The organism is Dysgonomonas sp. 520 (assembly GCF_010501095.1).
Classification (GTDB): domain Bacteria; phylum Bacteroidota; class Bacteroidia; order Bacteroidales; family Dysgonomonadaceae; genus QVMP01.
Genome location: NZ_QVMP01000007.1, coordinates 82,402 through 98,370, shown reverse-complemented (window position 1 = coordinate 98,370; position 15,969 = coordinate 82,402). Strand labels below are relative to the sequence as shown.

Below are 15,969 nucleotides of genomic sequence, written 5' to 3'. Positions count from 1 at the left end.
CTTATGATATTACGATTTTTTAAACACAGCTATGTTCCGGTAATAATCGCATTGGTGATTTTCTACCTGTGTTGCCTTATTCCACCGGACGATGTGCCGGATATCGGGGTCGAATTTTTCATACCAATGGACAAACTTGTGCATTTTTGTATGTATTTCGGACTATCAGGAGCAGCGGCAGTGAATTATATATGGAACAAAAAAGGGCAAGCCAATGTGTATAAACTGATTATCGGGGCTTTCTTATTACCGGTTATTTACGGAGGTTTGATAGAGTTGGTGCAACATTATTATTTTCCTCCCCGTGCAGGTGATTGGTACGATTTTATGGCCGATACCTTAGGCTCGATAGCAGCTCTGCCAATTGCCTTTTATTTCAGGAAGTATTTACTAAAAAAGTATGCAGTATGAAAAAAATTCTTTTAATCATAGTAACAGTTTTATTTTCAGCTTGTGTGTTAGCTCAGGAAGAAGAAAATGAAACACAATTTAAAGTAAAAGTTGGAGATTTTGCTCCTGATTTTGAAATGGCATTGCCTGATGGCAGCAAGATAAAGCTATCCGAATTGAAAGGAAAGGTGGTTATGTTGCAGTTTACAGCTAGTTGGTGCGGAGTTTGCCGTAAAGAGATGCCTTTTATAGAGTCTGATATATGGCAAAAACATAAAGATAATGAGGGATTTGCCTTGTATGGTATCGACAGGGACGAGCCGGTTGAAACAATTTTGGCTTTCGCAAAGAAAACGGGAGTTACTTATCCTATCGGACTCGATCCTAAAGCAGGTATATTTGAATTATATGCAGAGCGTGAAGCAGGTATTACCAGAAATGTCATTATAGATAAAGACGGAAAAATAGTGATGTTGACACGATTATATAATCCGACGGAATTTCAGGAGATGGTTAAAGTTATCGACAATTTGCTCGCAGATTAACTTACAAAAATGGAAAAAATAGCAATTATAAAATACAATGCAGGGAATATTTTTTCCGTCGATTCTGCTTTGAAACGATTGGGAATAGAAGCAACCGTAACGGATGACAAGAATCTGATACAACAGGCTGATAAAGTGATATTTCCCGGAGTAGGAGAGGCTAGCACTACAATGAAATACCTGAACGAATCGGGTTTGAGTGATGTGATTAAAAATCTGGAACAACCCGTTTTGGGCATTTGTTTGGGAATGCAACTGATGTGCCGACACTCGGAAGAGGGAAATGCCAATTGCTTGAACATCTTTGATGTGGATGTGAAACGATTTGTTTCTCAAAAGCATGAAGATAAAATTCCCCACATGGGTTGGAATAATATAACTGATGTAAAACAGCCATTATTTGATCCGTCTCTTGAGAATGAATACGTTTATTTTGTTCATGGGTTTTATGTTCCTCTGAATGAATATACGGTTGCAACAACCGATTACATATTGCCTTTTAGCGCATCTTTGCATAAAGACAATTTTTATGCTACCCAGTTTCACCCGGAAAAAAGTGGCTCTGTTGGTGAGAGAATCCTCACAAATTTCTTAAAGCTATGATTGAAATAATACCCGCCATTGATATTATTGATGCCAAGTGCGTACGCTTGTCGCAAGGTGATTATAACGAAAAAAAGGTATACAACGAAAACCCTGTCGAAGTCGCTAAAATGTTTGAGGGAGCGGGAATCAGACGGTTGCATCTTGTCGATCTGGATGGAGCAAAGGCAAAGCACATAGTAAATCGTAAAGTGCTGGAACAGATAGCTTCACAAACATCATTAATTATAGATTTTGGTGGAGGCATACAATCGGATGAAGATATTGAAGCCGCCTTTTCGTCGGGAGCTTCAATGGTTACCGGAGGAAGCATAGCTATCAAGGATAAGGATTTGTTTCTCAGTTGGGTGGAAAAATACGGAGGTGATAAAATAATATTGGGTGCAGACTGTAAAGATCATAAAATAGCGGTATCGGGTTGGCAAGAATCAACATCCGTAGATATAATTCCGTTTATAGGAGAATATAAGAATAAAGGGATCAGCAAGGTGGTATGCACCGACATATCGAAAGACGGTATGTTGGCCGGAACTTCCGTCGATCTGTATAAAGAGATTTTGTCTCATTACCCGTCTTTATATTTGATTGCCAGTGGTGGTGTTAGCTGTATGCAAGATATTCTTGATTTGGAAGAAGCTAATATTCCTGCTGTTATACTGGGTAAAGCTATTTATGAAAATAGAATAACGTTAGAAGAATTATCAAAGTTGTAAGTAGTAAGTTTTAAGTGTGATTTTTTCAAATGACTTATAACTTATAACTCATAACTCATAACTTAAATTGCTATGTTGGCGAAAAGAATTATACCCTGTCTTGACATAAAAGACGGAACAACAGTGAAAGGAATCAATTTCGAAAACCTCCGTAATGCGGGCGACCCTGTTGAATTGGGGATGAAGTACAGCAAAGAGGGAGCCGACGAGCTTGTTTTTCTTGATATTACGGCAACTTTTGAGGGGAGAAAAACGTTTACTGATTTGGTGAAACGTATTGCCCTGAATATTAATATTCCTTTCACTGTGGGAGGGGGAATCAACGAGTTGCAAGACGTTGACAGATTGTTGAATGCCGGTGCAGACAAGGTTTCAGTAAATTCTACTGCAATACGTAATCCGCTGATTATTGATCAGATAGCACAAAATTTTGGTTCGCAAGTATGTGTGTGTGCGATAGATGCTAAATTTGATGGAGACAAATGGATGTGCTATACCAGTGGAGGAAGAAATTTAACAGACAAAGAATTATTCACTTGGGCAAAAGAAGCGCAAGACAGAGGTGCAGGCGAAATTCTTTTCACAAGCATGGATCATGACGGAGTGAAAGAAGGTTATGCTAATGAGGCGTTGGCACAGCTTTCCGAGTTGTTGAATATTCCAATTATAGCATCAGGAGGAGCCGGGAGTATGGAGCATTTCAGAGATGTTTTTGAACAAGGGAAAGCTGATGCGGCATTGGCTGCCAGTGTTTTCCATTTTGGAGAAATTGCGATTGCCGATTTAAAAAGCTATCTTCGTCAGGAAAAGATAAATATGCGATAGCAATCATCAAAGAGATAATAATTTATAACTCATAATTTATAATTAAACAAAGTGAATCTGGATTTTGAAAAAACAGGAGGGTTGATTCCCGCAATTATTCAAGACAATGAAACGAATAAAGTATTGATGTTGGGCTATATGAACGAAGAATCGTTGGCCAAAACACATGAAACCGGGAAAGTTACGTTCTTCAGCCGTACCAAGAACCGCTTGTGGACAAAAGGAGAAGAAAGCGGTAACTTCCTGAATGTGATTAGCATAAAGGACGACTGCGATCATGATACTTTGTTGATAAAGGTTAATCCTGTTGGTCCCGTCTGCCACACAGGTGAGGATACTTGTTTTGGGGAGGAAAATAAAGAAGATATCTTGTTTTTCAAGTATTTACAGCAATTCATAGAAAAGCGTTACAAAGAAATGCCGGAGGGTTCTTATACCACATCTCTTTTCCAGTCGGGAGTAAACCGCATGGCTCAGAAAGTGGGAGAAGAAGCCATAGAATCGGTTATTGAAGCCTGTAACGGTTCGGATGAAAGACTTGTGTATGAGTCTGCCGATATGATTTATCACTTAATTGTTTTATTGACCTCAAAGGGTTTGAGCATAGAAGATTTGTCGAGGGAATTGCAGAAAAGACATAAAAAATAATAGTCATGGATAATGTGATTGTTGAATATAGTGGTGTTTCACTTAGCCGGGATAGAAATATCATCCTTCAGGATATCAATGTAAAAATTGCAGAAGGTGATTTTGTGTATCTGATAGGTAAAGTGGGTTCGGGAAAAAGTACGTTCCTGAAAAGCCTTTATCACGAAATTCCAATTGAAAGTGGTGAGGCTTCGATCTTAGAATACCAACTAGATAGCCTGAAAAACAAACAGATACCGTATTTGAGAAGAAAGGTAGGAATTGTGTTTCAGGATTTTCAATTGCTTATCGACCGCACGGCTGAAAAGAATCTGGAGTTTGTGCTTCGTGCAACTGGCTGGAAGAACAAAGAGTTGATAAAGATACGTATAGATGAAGTGCTGACGCAGGTTGGCATGCAAAATAAAGGCTACAAAATGCCGCACGAGCTTTCGGGTGGAGAGCAACAACGGATAGTTATTGCACGGGCGTTGCTCAATTCTCCTAAAATAATTTTAGCGGATGAACCCACCGGTAACCTCGATCCGGAAACAGGAAATCAGATTGTGGAACTGCTTCACCAAATATCTACAATAGACGGAACCACAGTGATCATGTCGACTCACAATTATGCGATTGTGCAGAAATATCCGGGTCGTATTATCAAATGCGAAGATGGTTTGATGAATGAGGTGAAGATTTCTAAATAAAAGATTATGAGACTAGTACCTGCTTCTGTTGAGCATAAGCCTGATTTGGATTTTATTGAAAAATTATACATTGAATCGTTTCCTGCAAATGAACGGCGTCCTGTACCGGAACTTTATGATTTGATTGAAAATGAAGATGTTTTCACCGCTTTTGTTGTTCTTAACGAAGATAGTGAGAGGATTGGTTTCCTAACATATTGGAATCTTGACGGTTTCGTATATGCAGAGCATTTTGCCATTAGTCCCGAATTCAGAAATGGAGGGAACGGAGCCAAAATAATGATTTCATTTCTCAACCATTTCACGGTTCCCGTAATTTTGGAGGTAGAAGCACCAACCTCAGAAACAGCCAAAAGAAGAATAGGTTTTTATGAACGATTGGGATTTAAACTTTGGAATTTTGATTATGTGCAACCTCCTTACGGAAAAGATCTTGAGCCTGTTCCAATGAAATTGATGTCGTACAGGGAGATTGATTTAGACAAAAATTACGAAGAAATAAAGACGCAATTATACACTAGGGTTTATAAGGTTACATAGAATAGACCGGTAACAAAATAAAAACGGTGTCCTTCAAAAAATATGACGGACACCGTTTTCTATTTAATTTAGAATCTGATTCAAGATTTTATTCTCATAGAGTAGAACGAACGATAGATAAACACGAGGGCTATTATCAGAAAACCAAGTCCGATCCAAACACTATATTGGCAAAGTTGCTCTGTGATAGCAATTTCCACAGCTAATAAACCAAATAGGGTGGAGAACTTGATAATTGGATTCAATGCCACAGACGATGTGTCTTTGTATGGGTCGCCCACAGTATCACCCACAACCGTAGCTTCGTGTAAAGGAGTATTCTTTTCTTTCAGTTCCACTTCCACTATTTTTTTCGCATTATCCCAAGCTCCTCCGGCATTAGCCATAAATATTGCCTGGAACAGACCAAACACAGCAATCGAAATCAGGTATGCAACAAAAAAGTTCGGATCCATAAATGCAAATGCCAGAGTTATGAATAGCAGTGCAAGGAAAATATTCCACATACCCACTTGCGCATATTTTGTACAGATTTTCACAACTTCTTTCGAATCTTTTATGTCAGCTTCATCTTTGTCAAGATTGATATTTTTCTTGATATATTCAACCGCACGGTATGCTCCTGTAGCCACAGCTTGCATGGATGCACCTGAAAACCAATAAATAACAGCACCTCCGCAAATAAAACCTAGCAGAACGGGAGCATCGGTCAGACTGATATTTAACAATCCGAATTCTTTCAATACCAGAATGATGGAGAATATCATCGTTGTAGCACCAATCACAGCAGTACCAATAAGCACAGGCTTTGCCGTAGCCTTGAATGTATTCCCTGCCGAATCGTTTTCTTCCAAATATTCTTTTCCTTTTTCAAAGTCGGGATCAAATCCGAAGTCTTTCTTTATCTCTTCCGTAATATTGGGTAAATGTTCGATACGTGACAATTCGAAAACAGACTGCGCATTATCAGTAACCGGTCCATAACTATCAACTGCAATCGTAACAGGCCCCATACCTAAAAGACCGAAAGCAACCAAACCAAACGCAAAAATAGAAGGATAATCCATCACAGCATCAAGCCCTTGCATAGAAATGAGATAGGCAACTAACATCAAGGCGGCAATAGTTAAACCTTTCCAGAACGCACTGAAATTTCCTGCGATTATTCCGGATAAGATATTCAATGAAGCACCTCCTTCGCGCGAAGCAGTTACAACTTCTTGTACGTGGCGTGAGCCGGAACTTGTAAACGCTTTTGTCAGTTCGGGAATAACGGCAGCGGCTAAAGTTCCGCAACTAATGATACTTGCCAATTTCCACCACAATCCGGCTTCCATTCCTCCGATAAGAAAATAGCTTGCAATGTATGTAGCAATGATGGAAACGATAGAAGTTATCCAGACCAAAGCAGTCAGAGGATTTTCAAAGTTAAATGCTGATTTTGCGCTATATTTTGCTTTAGCAATAATATTATTTATATAATAAGAGAATATTGAAGTAAATAGCATCATCAGACGCATAACGAATATCCATACAATAAATTGCGCTTGAACTTCACCTCCTGTTATTGCCAAGATAATGAACGAAATAAGGGCAACCCCTGTAACTCCATAAGTCTCAAATCCGTCGGCAGTAGGACCAACACTGTCGCCTGCGTTATCACCCGTGCAGTCGGCAATTACTCCCGGATTGCGAGGGTCGTCTTCTTTTATGTTGAAAACTATTTTCATCAAATCGGCGCCAATATCGGCAATTTTAGTGAAAATACCTCCCGCAATACGAAGAGCCGAAGCACCCAACGATTCTCCAATGGCAAAACCAATAAGACATGCACCAGCAATGTCTCCCGGAACAAACAGAAGAATAGCCAACATCATTATAAGTTCTACGGTAATAAGTATTACGCCCACGCTCATACCTGCTTTAAGCGGAATATTTACTACATCCCAAGGACGTTTGCGCAATGAAGCGAACGCCGTACGTGAATTGGCTAAAGTATTGATTCTGATACCATACCAGGCAACGCCATACGAACCGGCTATACCCAATACTGTCCAGATCAGTACATATACAAGAAACATTCCTCGGCTTACTTTGCCATCGTTCACTATATCAGGTTCTGACAGAAATCCGAAGTAAAGGACAAGTACAACAGCTATAATGCCAAGTAGATAGATAAGGAATTTTCCTTGTTGGATAAGATAGGTTTTGCAAGTTTCGTAAATGGTTTTCGAAACGTTGAGCATTGATTTATGGGCGGGTAGATTTTTTATATTGATAAATTGCACTGCTCCGAATGCAACACCAAACAAGAGGATTATCATTCCCCATAGCAATAAGTAATAACCACTTCCCAGATCGGGCACTTTCAGGTCGGCCTCGCTAGCCATAGCGATAGCCGGAAAAAAGGGGAGGGCTAACGCCAATAGTTTTTTCATGTTTTTCATGTCTTTTATTGTTTAGTTAGTTTTAGGTTTAACTTTAACTTTTGATAAAAATAAATAAAAAAGACTCAAAATAGCTTTAAAAAGTGAAAAATATCTTTGAAAATTGGCAATTATTATTTTTTAACAGTCAAAAAGCCTACTAAACTGTCATGTCGTTGCCCTTGTGGACGGAAATAAATCATTATTGAATACTCGTTTTCCGTTTCGTAGTTATTTCCTTCTACTTTTTGGGTACTAAATTTATTCCCCAATTTTGTAAGATACTGGTAGTTGTATGCGCCTTGCTTCAACAGCAAAGAGGTTTTGTATTGTTTCTCCATGTCATCGTATTTCATCAAATATTTGTCGGAGAATGTATTGTAAGAAAAATTTCCGTTCAGATATACAGGCTCAATCAAGGGGTACTCCATTGGTAAAGTGAATGTTGTGACAAAATAGTCAGCTTCTGTATCAGGCTCGCCCGATTCACCATTCCTTATGAGAAAACGCCCATTTTTATCTTCATCGTAGCTATATGTCTTACCGGATCTCACTTTATCGGGATAGAGGAAAGTATAGTAAAATGGATTGATGAAAGTAGTTTTTTCGATATTCAGTCCGTTGTAACGATAACTGAGCGATTCGAAACGACGGTATTCGTTTCCGGCTTCAAAAACCAACTCCCTGTTATGTTCATATATCAACTTATCAGCTTGTATGTAGGTCGGTTTCAGTAGCTTTCGTTCGTTGTCAAGCCTGTCATTTTGCCTGACATAAATCTTCAATTCGCTGAAGGGGTCATTCAACCTGATGCTTTGCTTCGAAATATCGAAAGAAACCTGTTGATGCTCTTTATTTGCATCTATATCGGTTATGGAAGATACTGTGGCATTGATTTTTACCTGTGTGTCTACAACGGAGAAACAAGCCGTGAGCAAGACATTGCTGTAATCGTCCTCTTCATATACCTGAACGGCATAATTGCCTGATTGCAAGAGCCTCACATCATCGTTTGGCAGTTGAAACTGAAAATTAGTATATTCAACAGTTGTTCGCATAGACAGGGCGTAATCTTCTATCAGATTATCGTTAAACCCATTCAGGTATTCGATGTCAGACAAAGAAGAAGGACGCCAATCTGCATTGCAATGTATGAGTTTGTAGCGCAACCTGTCGGAAGCATTGTCACCAAGCCTGTCGAAATTTATAGTTATATAGTCGGAAGAGTTCAACTCGATAACAGGATATTTGAGCCAATTGTCATTGGCTTTCACCTGTATGGTATGTATTTCAGAATTAGTTGGTTGCGTTTTATATACTTGAGCAATAATATTTAAGCAAAGAAGATTGATTATAATGATTAATATGATTTTATGTTTCATAGTTTTCTTACATTTTATTTTTTTGAATAAAAAATATCTTTCGTATTATACTCATGAGAAACAATCCTTTCACAATAATTATTAGTCTAATCCTTCAATCTGCTTAAGCCACAAAGCCGATGACGCATCGCTAGGCATACGCCAATCTCCACGAGGTGAGAGGTTTATTGATCCAACCTTAGGCCCGTCGGGAATACATGACCTTTTGAACTGTTGGCTAAAGAATCTCCAATAAAAAGTTTTCAGCCACTTCAATATTTCACTCTTGTCGTATTTATCTTTAAATGCAACCTGGGCAAGATAAAATATTTTTTTTGGTTCAAAGCCAAAGCGTAGCATATAGTAAAGGAAGAAATCGTGTAAAATATACGGACCAACGGTATCTTCGGTTATCTGAGATGTTTTTCCATCTTTCGCAGGCAGAAGTTCGGGACTGACAGGTGTATCAATAATGTCGTGCAATATATCCTCCGATTGAGTATCTACCTGTGTGTCTGAAATCCATTGTACGAGCTTCTTAACCAATGTTTTAGGAATCCCTGTGTTTACAGCATACATAGACATGTGGTCGCCATTGTAGGTACACCAGCCAAGTGCCAACTCCGACATATCGCCAGTGCCTATGACCAAGGCATTAATCTTATTAGCATAATCCATCAAAATTTGGGTGCGTTCTCTAGCCTGTGAATTTTCGTACGTAATGTCATGCAGATTTTCGTCCTGACCTATATCCTTGAAGTGTTGCATAACTGCGTCTTTTATAGATATTTCGACGGTAGACACTCCCAGTGATTCCATCAGGGAGACGGCATTTTTGTAGGTGCGGTCTGTTGTCCCAAATCCCGGCATTGTGATTCCGTAAATATTTTTACGGGAAATATTCAGTTTGTCGCAAGCCTTTGCCATGACTAGAAGCGCCAAAGTTGAGTCCAACCCACCGGATACCCCCACAACCATTTTTGTGATGCCTGTGTGGAGCAATCTTTTTGCTAAAGCTCCAATCTGGATCGAAAAAACCTCTGAGCATCTGTCGTTCATGCTTGCAGGTGAAGGAACAAACGGTGTCGGGTTGATTGACCTGCTCAGTTTTATCTTTTTAAATTCTTGATTGATAGAAATATACCGATACGATACATCATCAAGGTGTTTGTATTCGGAAATAGTATAAGATTTATTTTTTACACGGTCGTTTCTTAACTTCTCAACATCTATTTCAGAAGAAATAAGCTGATTATCGAAAGAAAAGCGTTCCGATTCGGATATAATTTCTCCGTTTTCAACAATCATGCAACTACCCGAAAAAACAAGATCGGTAGTAGATTCACCATTGCCCGCCGACGCATAAATGTATCCTGAAATACATCTTGCCGATTGTTGGATTATCAGGCTTTTCCTGTAATCGTTTTTCCCAACATTGTCAGGACTGGCAGACAGGTTGAAAATAATGTCAGCCCCGTGAATCGAATGTAAAGATGATGGAGGTATCGGAGTCCAAAGGTCTTCGCACATTTCGATGGCAAAATTGAAATCGGGTGTTTCAAAAATCAAATCTATCCCGATAGGAACCCTTTGCCCGCAAAGGCTAATCTCCGTTTGTTTCAGTTCTCTCGATGAAGCAAACCAACGTTTATCATAAAATTCATTATAATTGGGTAGGAAAGTTTTGGGAACAATGCCCTGTATCTTACCTTGATGTAAAACAACACCAATATTATATAAGCGATTCGATATTTCCAATGGCATGCCTACAATGATTATTATATTGTAATCTTCTGTATACCGGCATATTTTCGACAATGAATTTTCACATTCCGAAAGCAGCAACCGTTGAAAAAACAAGTCTGCGGCAGTATATGAACTTAAGCTCATTTCAGGAAACAGAATTGCCTGAACACCCAGATCTTCAGCTTCTGATACGATTTTCAGTATTTCTGTTGTATTGAACACACAATCTGCTACTTTTACTTTAGGTGACGCAGCTGCAACCTTCACAAAACCGTAATTATTCATAGCCTTTTCGCTTTATAATTTTATACTATTCATTTTCGAACAATTCCATAGAGAATGTTTTTCCATCGAATACCCCGTACGAAAAATGTGTAATCCAATCGCCCAGAATAATAACCCTGCTGGATTGAGACAACATCAGATCGAGGATAATATGCCTGTGACCGAATACAAAGAAATTGATGTTCGGTGCCAATTTCAACTGTTCCTTCGCAAATTTTACCAGATACTCTTTCTCTTCGCCCAGATATCCGTACATATCTCCCGTTTCCCGACTATGGTTCGACCACACATGTGCCAATCCCAAAGCCCAACGGGGATGTATGCCCGCAAACAGAAAACGGCAAAACTTGTTATGAAAAATGTAGCGTATCATTTTAAATGACTTCGACTTATCTCCTAATCCGTCGCCATGAGCCAAAAAGAATTTCTTGTCAAGGATTTCCATCACCATTGGTTGTGAATGAACAATTACACCACATTCGTTCGACAAATAATCCGTTAGCCAGATATCATGGTTTCCCACAAAAAAATGGATTTCGATGCCGCAATCGCATAGCTCCGCAATTTTTCCTAATACACGGACAAAACCTCTGGGAACAACCTTTTTGTATTCGAACCAAAAATCGAATATATCACCCATCAGGTAGATTGCTCTCGCATCGGCCTTCACCATGTCAAACCATCGGCAGAGTTTTCTCTCCACTTCATGTTCCGCTTCAAACTCGCCCACATCTTTATTGTCACGTACTTTCAAATAGTTCTTCCGATGTGAAGCCGAACCTAGATGAACATCTGATATGAAATAAACTTTTTTATCCACTTAAATTTTCTCCGGTTATAAGAATCCTAATTCCAGTTTGGCTTCGTCACTGAGCATATCTTTGTTCCACTCAGGTTCGAATGTGAGGTTGACAATAACATTATTAACCTCCGGAATCGATTCTATTTTGAGGCGAACATCTTCCAAAATGAAATCGGCCGCAGGGCAATTTGGTGCTGTCAACGTCATTGTGATAGTCACATTTTTGTCGTCGTCTATGTCTACGCCATACACCAAACCTAAATTATATATATCGACCGGTATTTCAGGATCATATACGGTTTTCAGCATCTTTACGATGTTTTCTTCCATGCTTAACAGATCTGTACTCATAATCGTTTTTGTTGATAAAGTTACATTTTTTCGGATAAATACATCGCCGATTCGATACATTTATCCATATTATAGTATTCCCATTCGGCAAAACGCCCCAACAGGTATATGTTTTCTTCTTCAAGGATATCTTTTGTTTCCAGTATCAATTCTTTTGTGTCGAAACTTTGGATGACATACGAATTTGGCTCGTAGTTGTAATGAATAGGGGACAGATTTCCGGGGAGTTTTTTTATTTCCTGTACCATATCTTCGTAGTCTGTTTTTCCTGAAAACTCCACAACGCAAGTTTTCCTTTTTCGATTTTCGTTATTTGATGGGGCGAAATTTCCTGTATATATAATTCTGTGCGCCCGTGTCGATTCTTCCGGGATATAGAGCCATGAATAATCATTCTCGTCGGTTTCGCAAAGAAGATTTGAGGTTCCGTTCGATCGTAAAGTCTTCAAGCGTGATATGTCAATCTTTTGAGATACGATATTTTCCATATAATCAGGCATTTTTCTCACATCTCCGCAGAAAACTATTTTATCGAACCCCGATTCTCCATCAACGGTATATTTGCCGTTTTCTTTCACAATACGATCTATCTCTTTGCTTGTTCGGATGTCAAGACCTTGAGCCAGTCTGTCGACAATGAACTGAGATCCGCCTTTTTTTGGATAAAAGAAAGATGAATGTACCATTGTATCTTCTTCTTCCCTGACAATATTGCTAACCATTATCTCCTGAAAATTTGGCATAGGCAATTTTCCTTCAAGCCATTGCATTGGAACAGTGGATAGGTCTGTTCTCCAGATTTTATTATTGTAGGGTTTAAAGTACAGATTGTAAAGGGTTTCTCCAAAATTACTTTTCAAAAATTCTTCAAAATTGGGATATTCGAAAGGAGATATTTTATCGTTTTCTTCGTGCTCTGTCAGTTCCTTTACAATCGAGGTTACTGTTTCTTTATCAAAGTTGTAGATGTAATTCTCTATTGGATAACCGATTATTTTGTTTTGAAAAAATATCTTGGAATTTCTTTTCACCTTGATAAATTCTTCATCCCGATTGAAATGTGACCAAAACCACTCCAAAACGTCCTGATTGCGAGAATTGAACACATGACCGCCCACTTTGTGGAAAAGAACAGAATCTACAATATCACACTTCACCAATCCTCCATATCTGTCTTGTTTCTCAAATAACACAACCTTATGATTGTCTTTCAGTAGGTTAGCCATAGACAAACCGGAAATTCCTGTACCTATAATTGCTATTTTCATTAATTTAGTTTTTAGTCCATTTTGATAACTTTACCGGATGTATGTATAGAGCATCATCCGGAAAATTTGAAAATAATTTATCGAAAGAATTATCATATTTTTTTTCAAATTTTTCTCTGTCGTTATCCCACAAGAGAACACCTTTTCTATTCAGGTCGTCTTGTGTTTTTATTTTTTTGCATGTCAAAATCATTGATGTTGGGGCAGCCAGTTCTACAAACAACCTTGCTGCAGCAAATAGTCCGCAATATCTGGCAAATAGGCTGAAATCACCTTTCGGAATGATGAGCAAGTCGGAGAACCCACTAACTATGGGATATGAAACTTTCACTTTATCCTGTTTCAATAGGTTCTCTACTTCTTTTTTTCTTTTTCTGTAATAATATTCTCCAAATATATTCTTCTTGAAATCGGTTCTCTTGGGCAATTTATATACATGTTCCGGAAGAATATAAGGCTCGTCAAATCCTTTTTCTTTAAACCTCTTCAATGCTTCTTCATACGAAGGCAATTCTTTCGATATCTCCAAGCCTGTTCCGGGACTGGATGGAATTTCAAAGAATTGAGCCTTATGCATCAAAAATAAATCCCAGTATTCACCGGTTTTCATCAAATCGTGAATGAAAGTTGTGAATGACTCGTCGGATGATATAGTAAAGAATTCTTTATAATTGTTCTCATTGACAGATGGATGCAACAATAAGTCGTCACCAACGAACATGAAATGTTCAAAATTTCCTTTCTCTTTCAATATCTTACTCGCCTGAGCTATATAACCCTGAAAATAAAAGGAATGTTCATATATGGGTATAACATTTTCTTTATCACCATCATAAAAAGGCATCAGATGAAATATGTTGCTAAACCTGTCTTTGTATATGTCTTCCAATATTGGTATATTTTTGTCGAACCGATGGTTGTAAATAAATACTAATGCTACCATTTTCTAGTTTTAAATATTTAAATTGTTCCTTTATCTTTATAGCTATAATAATCGGTATCACAAACTATTATGTGATCAAGAAGAGATATTTCGAATAGAGCACATGCCCCTTTCAATTTATTTGTTATTTGGTTATCATTTCCGCTAGGATATGCATTTCCCGAAGGATGATTGTGAATAAGAATTATGCTGGTTGCATTGTTCTCTATTGCCTCCTTTATAATCAGACGGTTATCTATAACAACACCTCTTATATTACCCTTACTTATCAGGACTTTCTTTATGATTTTATTTGCTCTGTTGAAAAGCAGAATCCAGCTTTCTTCATGCTGTAAGTCGCCAAGCATTGGCTGAAATATATCAAAGATGTCTCTGCTGGTTCTTATCTGCGGATTGATATCTGCCTCTGCCGATTTGCGCCTTTTCCCCAATTCCATTGCAGCAGCAATAGTTATGGCTTTAGCTTCTCCAATACCTTTGAATTTTCCTGTCAAGTCTTTTATTGTCTGTTTTCCGAGCAAGTTCAAATCGTTGCTTACAGAATGAAGTATGCGTTTCGACAATTCGACAGCCGTTTCGTCCTTATTTCCCGAACCAATGAGTATGGCCAAGAGTTCCGCATCGGAAAGCGATGTTATTCCTTTCAATAACATTTTCTCCCGTGGACGGTCTTCCACAGCCCAGTCTGTAATTTTCAATTTGTGTATAAGGTCTGTCATCAACTCCGAAAATAATAATCAAAGATATAACACTTTATTCTTATGATATAATTTTTCTTTAAAGTTTTTGATAATCCATTGTGTTGTATGATACAGGAAAAACAATGTCGGGAGATAATTTGTTTCATTACTACAAATGTAAAAATGATAAAGATATGAAAATAGCATTAATCGGTGCAACAGGGTTTGTTGGATCAGCATTGTTAAAAGAATTTGCATTGCGCAACTATCAGGTAACGGCAATTGCCCGTGACACCTCAAAAATTACGGAAAAAGCTAAGTTGGTGAATATTGATGTGGCAAACGATGAAAAAAAGTTGGCAGAAGCCTTGAAGGGCAGTGATGTAGTTGTCAGTGCATTCAATGCAGGTTGGGCAAATCCCAATCTTTATGAAGATAATATGAAAGGATTTGCTACAATCGATAAAGCAGTTAAAGATGCCGGCGTGAAACGCATGATTGTGATAGGAGGTGCCGGCAGTTTGTATATTGATGGAAAACAAATAGTTGACGGAGACGATTTTCCCGAAGAAATAAAACCCGGTGCATTGTCGGTAAAAGATTATCTGAACAAGTTGAAAGATGAAAAAGAAATTGACTGGGAATTCTTTTCTCCGGCAATCAATATGCATGCAGGGATAAAGACCGGACGCACGGGAAAATACCGTTTAGGTACAACTTCGCCTGTTTTCGGAAAGGATGGAGAAAGTACACTTTCTGTTGAAGATTTGGCTGTTGCTATTGCCGACGAAGTTGAAAACCATAAATTCTCACGACAGCAATTTACGGCAGGATATTGAATTTTGATTCATATAGTTATTCTTTATGTTTCTGTTTGTCAGTATTTTAACTTTGAAACAGTCTAGACTTTTTCGTTTTATTCAATTTTGTCATCCTGAGAGTATCGAAGGATCTGTTTTTTAGATGTTTCACTACGTTCAACATGACAAAAACTCAAAAATTAAGTATAATTTAAAAAGTCTAGATGACTTCTTTGATTGTATTGACAGGCGGAAACGTATTTTTATATGTAATAATTATACGTTGTAAACCAAACCATATTGTAAAATAAGTAAATTTATGTATCTTTGAATTTGCTACTCATTTTCACAGGA

The 15,969-nt window shown here is 38.2% G+C and carries 17 protein-coding genes; 9 read left to right on the top strand and 8 right to left on the bottom strand.

From position 1 onward, the window contains the following. Nucleotides 1–3 precede the first annotated feature (3 nt). The 8 genes from D0T56_RS05445 to D0T56_RS05410 all read left to right on the top strand — a co-directional run bounded on the left by D0T56_RS05445 (nucleotide 4) and on the right by D0T56_RS05410 (nucleotide 4,953). On the top strand, nucleotides 4–411 hold the full coding sequence (locus tag D0T56_RS05445; RefSeq protein ID WP_163319124.1) for a VanZ family protein: 408 nt from the start codon (nucleotides 4–6) through the stop codon (nucleotides 409–411). Next, entirely contained in the window at nucleotides 408–935 is a 528-nt protein-coding gene (locus D0T56_RS05440) for a TlpA disulfide reductase family protein (protein ID WP_163319123.1), read from the top strand. The genes D0T56_RS05445 and D0T56_RS05440 overlap by 4 nt, the downstream gene beginning before the upstream one ends. Nucleotides 936–944: 9 nt before the next feature. After that, complete coding sequence (gene hisH / locus D0T56_RS05435) at nucleotides 945–1,538, top strand: imidazole glycerol phosphate synthase subunit HisH (protein ID WP_163319122.1); 594 nt, start codon at nucleotides 945–947, stop codon at nucleotides 1,536–1,538. Beyond that, nucleotides 1,535–2,251, top strand: a complete 717-nt coding sequence (gene hisA, locus D0T56_RS05430; protein ID WP_163319121.1) for a 1-(5-phosphoribosyl)-5-[(5-phosphoribosylamino)methylideneamino]imidazole-4-carboxamide isomerase — start codon at nucleotides 1,535–1,537, stop codon at nucleotides 2,249–2,251. Before hisH ends, hisA begins: the two co-directional genes overlap by 4 nt. A 72-nt stretch (nucleotides 2,252–2,323) precedes the next feature. Then, nucleotides 2,324–3,076 carry an imidazole glycerol phosphate synthase subunit HisF gene (gene hisF, locus D0T56_RS05425; protein ID WP_163319120.1) on the top strand — a complete coding sequence of 251 codons (753 nt, stop codon included), beginning with the start codon at nucleotides 2,324–2,326 and terminating at the stop codon, nucleotides 3,074–3,076. A gap of 51 nt (nucleotides 3,077–3,127) precedes the next feature. Then, nucleotides 3,128–3,724: a bifunctional phosphoribosyl-AMP cyclohydrolase/phosphoribosyl-ATP diphosphatase HisIE gene (gene hisIE, locus D0T56_RS05420; protein WP_163319119.1), complete on the top strand. Its 597-nt coding sequence runs from the start codon at nucleotides 3,128–3,130 to the stop codon at nucleotides 3,722–3,724. A 5-nt stretch (nucleotides 3,725–3,729) separates the two neighbouring features. Further along, on the top strand, nucleotides 3,730–4,413 hold the full coding sequence (locus tag D0T56_RS05415; protein ID WP_163319118.1) for a cell division ATP-binding protein FtsE: 684 nt from the start codon (nucleotides 3,730–3,732) through the stop codon (nucleotides 4,411–4,413). Between the two features lie 6 nt (nucleotides 4,414–4,419). Then, entirely contained in the window at nucleotides 4,420–4,953 is a 534-nt protein-coding gene (locus D0T56_RS05410) for a GNAT family N-acetyltransferase (protein ID WP_163319117.1), read from the top strand. Nucleotides 4,954–5,033: 80 nt separating this feature from the next. Here the strand turns inward: D0T56_RS05410 and D0T56_RS05405 are convergent, their stop codons facing one another. The 8 genes from D0T56_RS05405 to radC form a co-directional block, all read right to left on the bottom strand. Then, the gene (locus D0T56_RS05405; protein ID WP_255491058.1) at nucleotides 5,034–7,400 is read right to left on the bottom strand and encodes a sodium-translocating pyrophosphatase; all 2,367 of its coding nucleotides are present in this window, start codon (nucleotides 7,398–7,400) and stop codon (nucleotides 5,034–5,036) included. Nucleotides 7,401–7,513: 113 nt separating this feature from the next. Beyond that, nucleotides 7,514–8,761, bottom strand: a complete 1,248-nt coding sequence (locus tag D0T56_RS05400; protein WP_163319116.1) for a DUF5103 domain-containing protein — start codon at nucleotides 8,759–8,761, stop codon at nucleotides 7,514–7,516. A gap of 81 nt (nucleotides 8,762–8,842) precedes the next feature. Then, complete coding sequence (locus D0T56_RS05395) at nucleotides 8,843–10,771, bottom strand: NAD(+) synthase (RefSeq protein ID WP_163319115.1); 1,929 nt, start codon at nucleotides 10,769–10,771, stop codon at nucleotides 8,843–8,845. Between the two features lie 25 nt (nucleotides 10,772–10,796). Continuing rightward, nucleotides 10,797–11,591, bottom strand: a complete 795-nt coding sequence (locus D0T56_RS05390; RefSeq protein ID WP_163319114.1) for a UDP-2,3-diacylglucosamine diphosphatase — start codon at nucleotides 11,589–11,591, stop codon at nucleotides 10,797–10,799. Between the two features lie 15 nt (nucleotides 11,592–11,606). Continuing rightward, nucleotides 11,607–11,924 carry a metal-sulfur cluster assembly factor gene (locus D0T56_RS05385; protein WP_163319113.1) on the bottom strand — a complete coding sequence of 106 codons (318 nt, stop codon included), beginning with the start codon at nucleotides 11,922–11,924 and terminating at the stop codon, nucleotides 11,607–11,609. A gap of 20 nt (nucleotides 11,925–11,944) precedes the next feature. Next, nucleotides 11,945–13,192, bottom strand: a complete 1,248-nt coding sequence (locus D0T56_RS05380) for an NAD(P)/FAD-dependent oxidoreductase (RefSeq protein ID WP_163319112.1) — start codon at nucleotides 13,190–13,192, stop codon at nucleotides 11,945–11,947. A gap of 4 nt (nucleotides 13,193–13,196) precedes the next feature. Beyond that, nucleotides 13,197–14,135 (bottom strand): hypothetical protein, encoded by a 939-nt coding sequence (locus D0T56_RS05375; RefSeq protein WP_163319111.1) that lies wholly within the window; start codon nucleotides 14,133–14,135, stop codon nucleotides 13,197–13,199. 17 nt (nucleotides 14,136–14,152) lie between these two features. After that, nucleotides 14,153–14,854, bottom strand: coding sequence for a DNA repair protein RadC (gene radC, locus D0T56_RS05370; protein ID WP_163319110.1), 702 nt, complete (start codon nucleotides 14,852–14,854; stop codon nucleotides 14,153–14,155). 155 nt (nucleotides 14,855–15,009) lie between these two features. Between radC and D0T56_RS05365 the strand changes: the two genes are divergently transcribed. Further along, nucleotides 15,010–15,654 (top strand): NAD(P)-dependent oxidoreductase, encoded by a 645-nt coding sequence (locus D0T56_RS05365; protein ID WP_163319109.1) that lies wholly within the window; start codon nucleotides 15,010–15,012, stop codon nucleotides 15,652–15,654. The last annotated feature ends 315 nt before the right edge of the window (nucleotides 15,655–15,969 follow it).

Coding starts and splice junctions, on each gene's coding strand:
- D0T56_RS05375 (WP_163319111.1), bottom strand. CDS start 14,135: ATGGTAGCATTAGTATTTATTTACAACCATCGGTTCGACAAAAATATA.
- radC (WP_163319110.1), bottom strand. CDS start 14,854: ATGACAGACCTTATACACAAATTGAAAATTACAGACTGGGCTGTGGAA.
- D0T56_RS05445 (WP_163319124.1), top strand. CDS start 4: ATGATATTACGATTTTTTAAACACAGCTATGTTCCGGTAATAATCGCA.
- hisH (WP_163319122.1), top strand. CDS start 945: ATGGAAAAAATAGCAATTATAAAATACAATGCAGGGAATATTTTTTCC.
- D0T56_RS05410 (WP_163319117.1), top strand. CDS start 4,420: ATGAGACTAGTACCTGCTTCTGTTGAGCATAAGCCTGATTTGGATTTT.
- D0T56_RS05400 (WP_163319116.1), bottom strand. CDS start 8,761: ATGAAACATAAAATCATATTAATCATTATAATCAATCTTCTTTGCTTA.
- hisF (WP_163319120.1), top strand. CDS start 2,324: ATGTTGGCGAAAAGAATTATACCCTGTCTTGACATAAAAGACGGAACA.
- D0T56_RS05380 (WP_163319112.1), bottom strand. CDS start 13,192: ATGAAAATAGCAATTATAGGTACAGGAATTTCCGGTTTGTCTATGGCT.
- D0T56_RS05415 (WP_163319118.1), top strand. CDS start 3,730: ATGGATAATGTGATTGTTGAATATAGTGGTGTTTCACTTAGCCGGGAT.
- D0T56_RS05385 (WP_163319113.1), bottom strand. CDS start 11,924: ATGAGTACAGATCTGTTAAGCATGGAAGAAAACATCGTAAAGATGCTG.
- D0T56_RS05440 (WP_163319123.1), top strand. CDS start 408: ATGAAAAAAATTCTTTTAATCATAGTAACAGTTTTATTTTCAGCTTGT.
- D0T56_RS05405 (WP_255491058.1), bottom strand. CDS start 7,400: ATGAAAAACATGAAAAAACTATTGGCGTTAGCCCTCCCCTTTTTTCCG.
- D0T56_RS05365 (WP_163319109.1), top strand. CDS start 15,010: ATGAAAATAGCATTAATCGGTGCAACAGGGTTTGTTGGATCAGCATTG.
- hisA (WP_163319121.1), top strand. CDS start 1,535: ATGATTGAAATAATACCCGCCATTGATATTATTGATGCCAAGTGCGTA.
- D0T56_RS05395 (WP_163319115.1), bottom strand. CDS start 10,771: ATGAATAATTACGGTTTTGTGAAGGTTGCAGCTGCGTCACCTAAAGTA.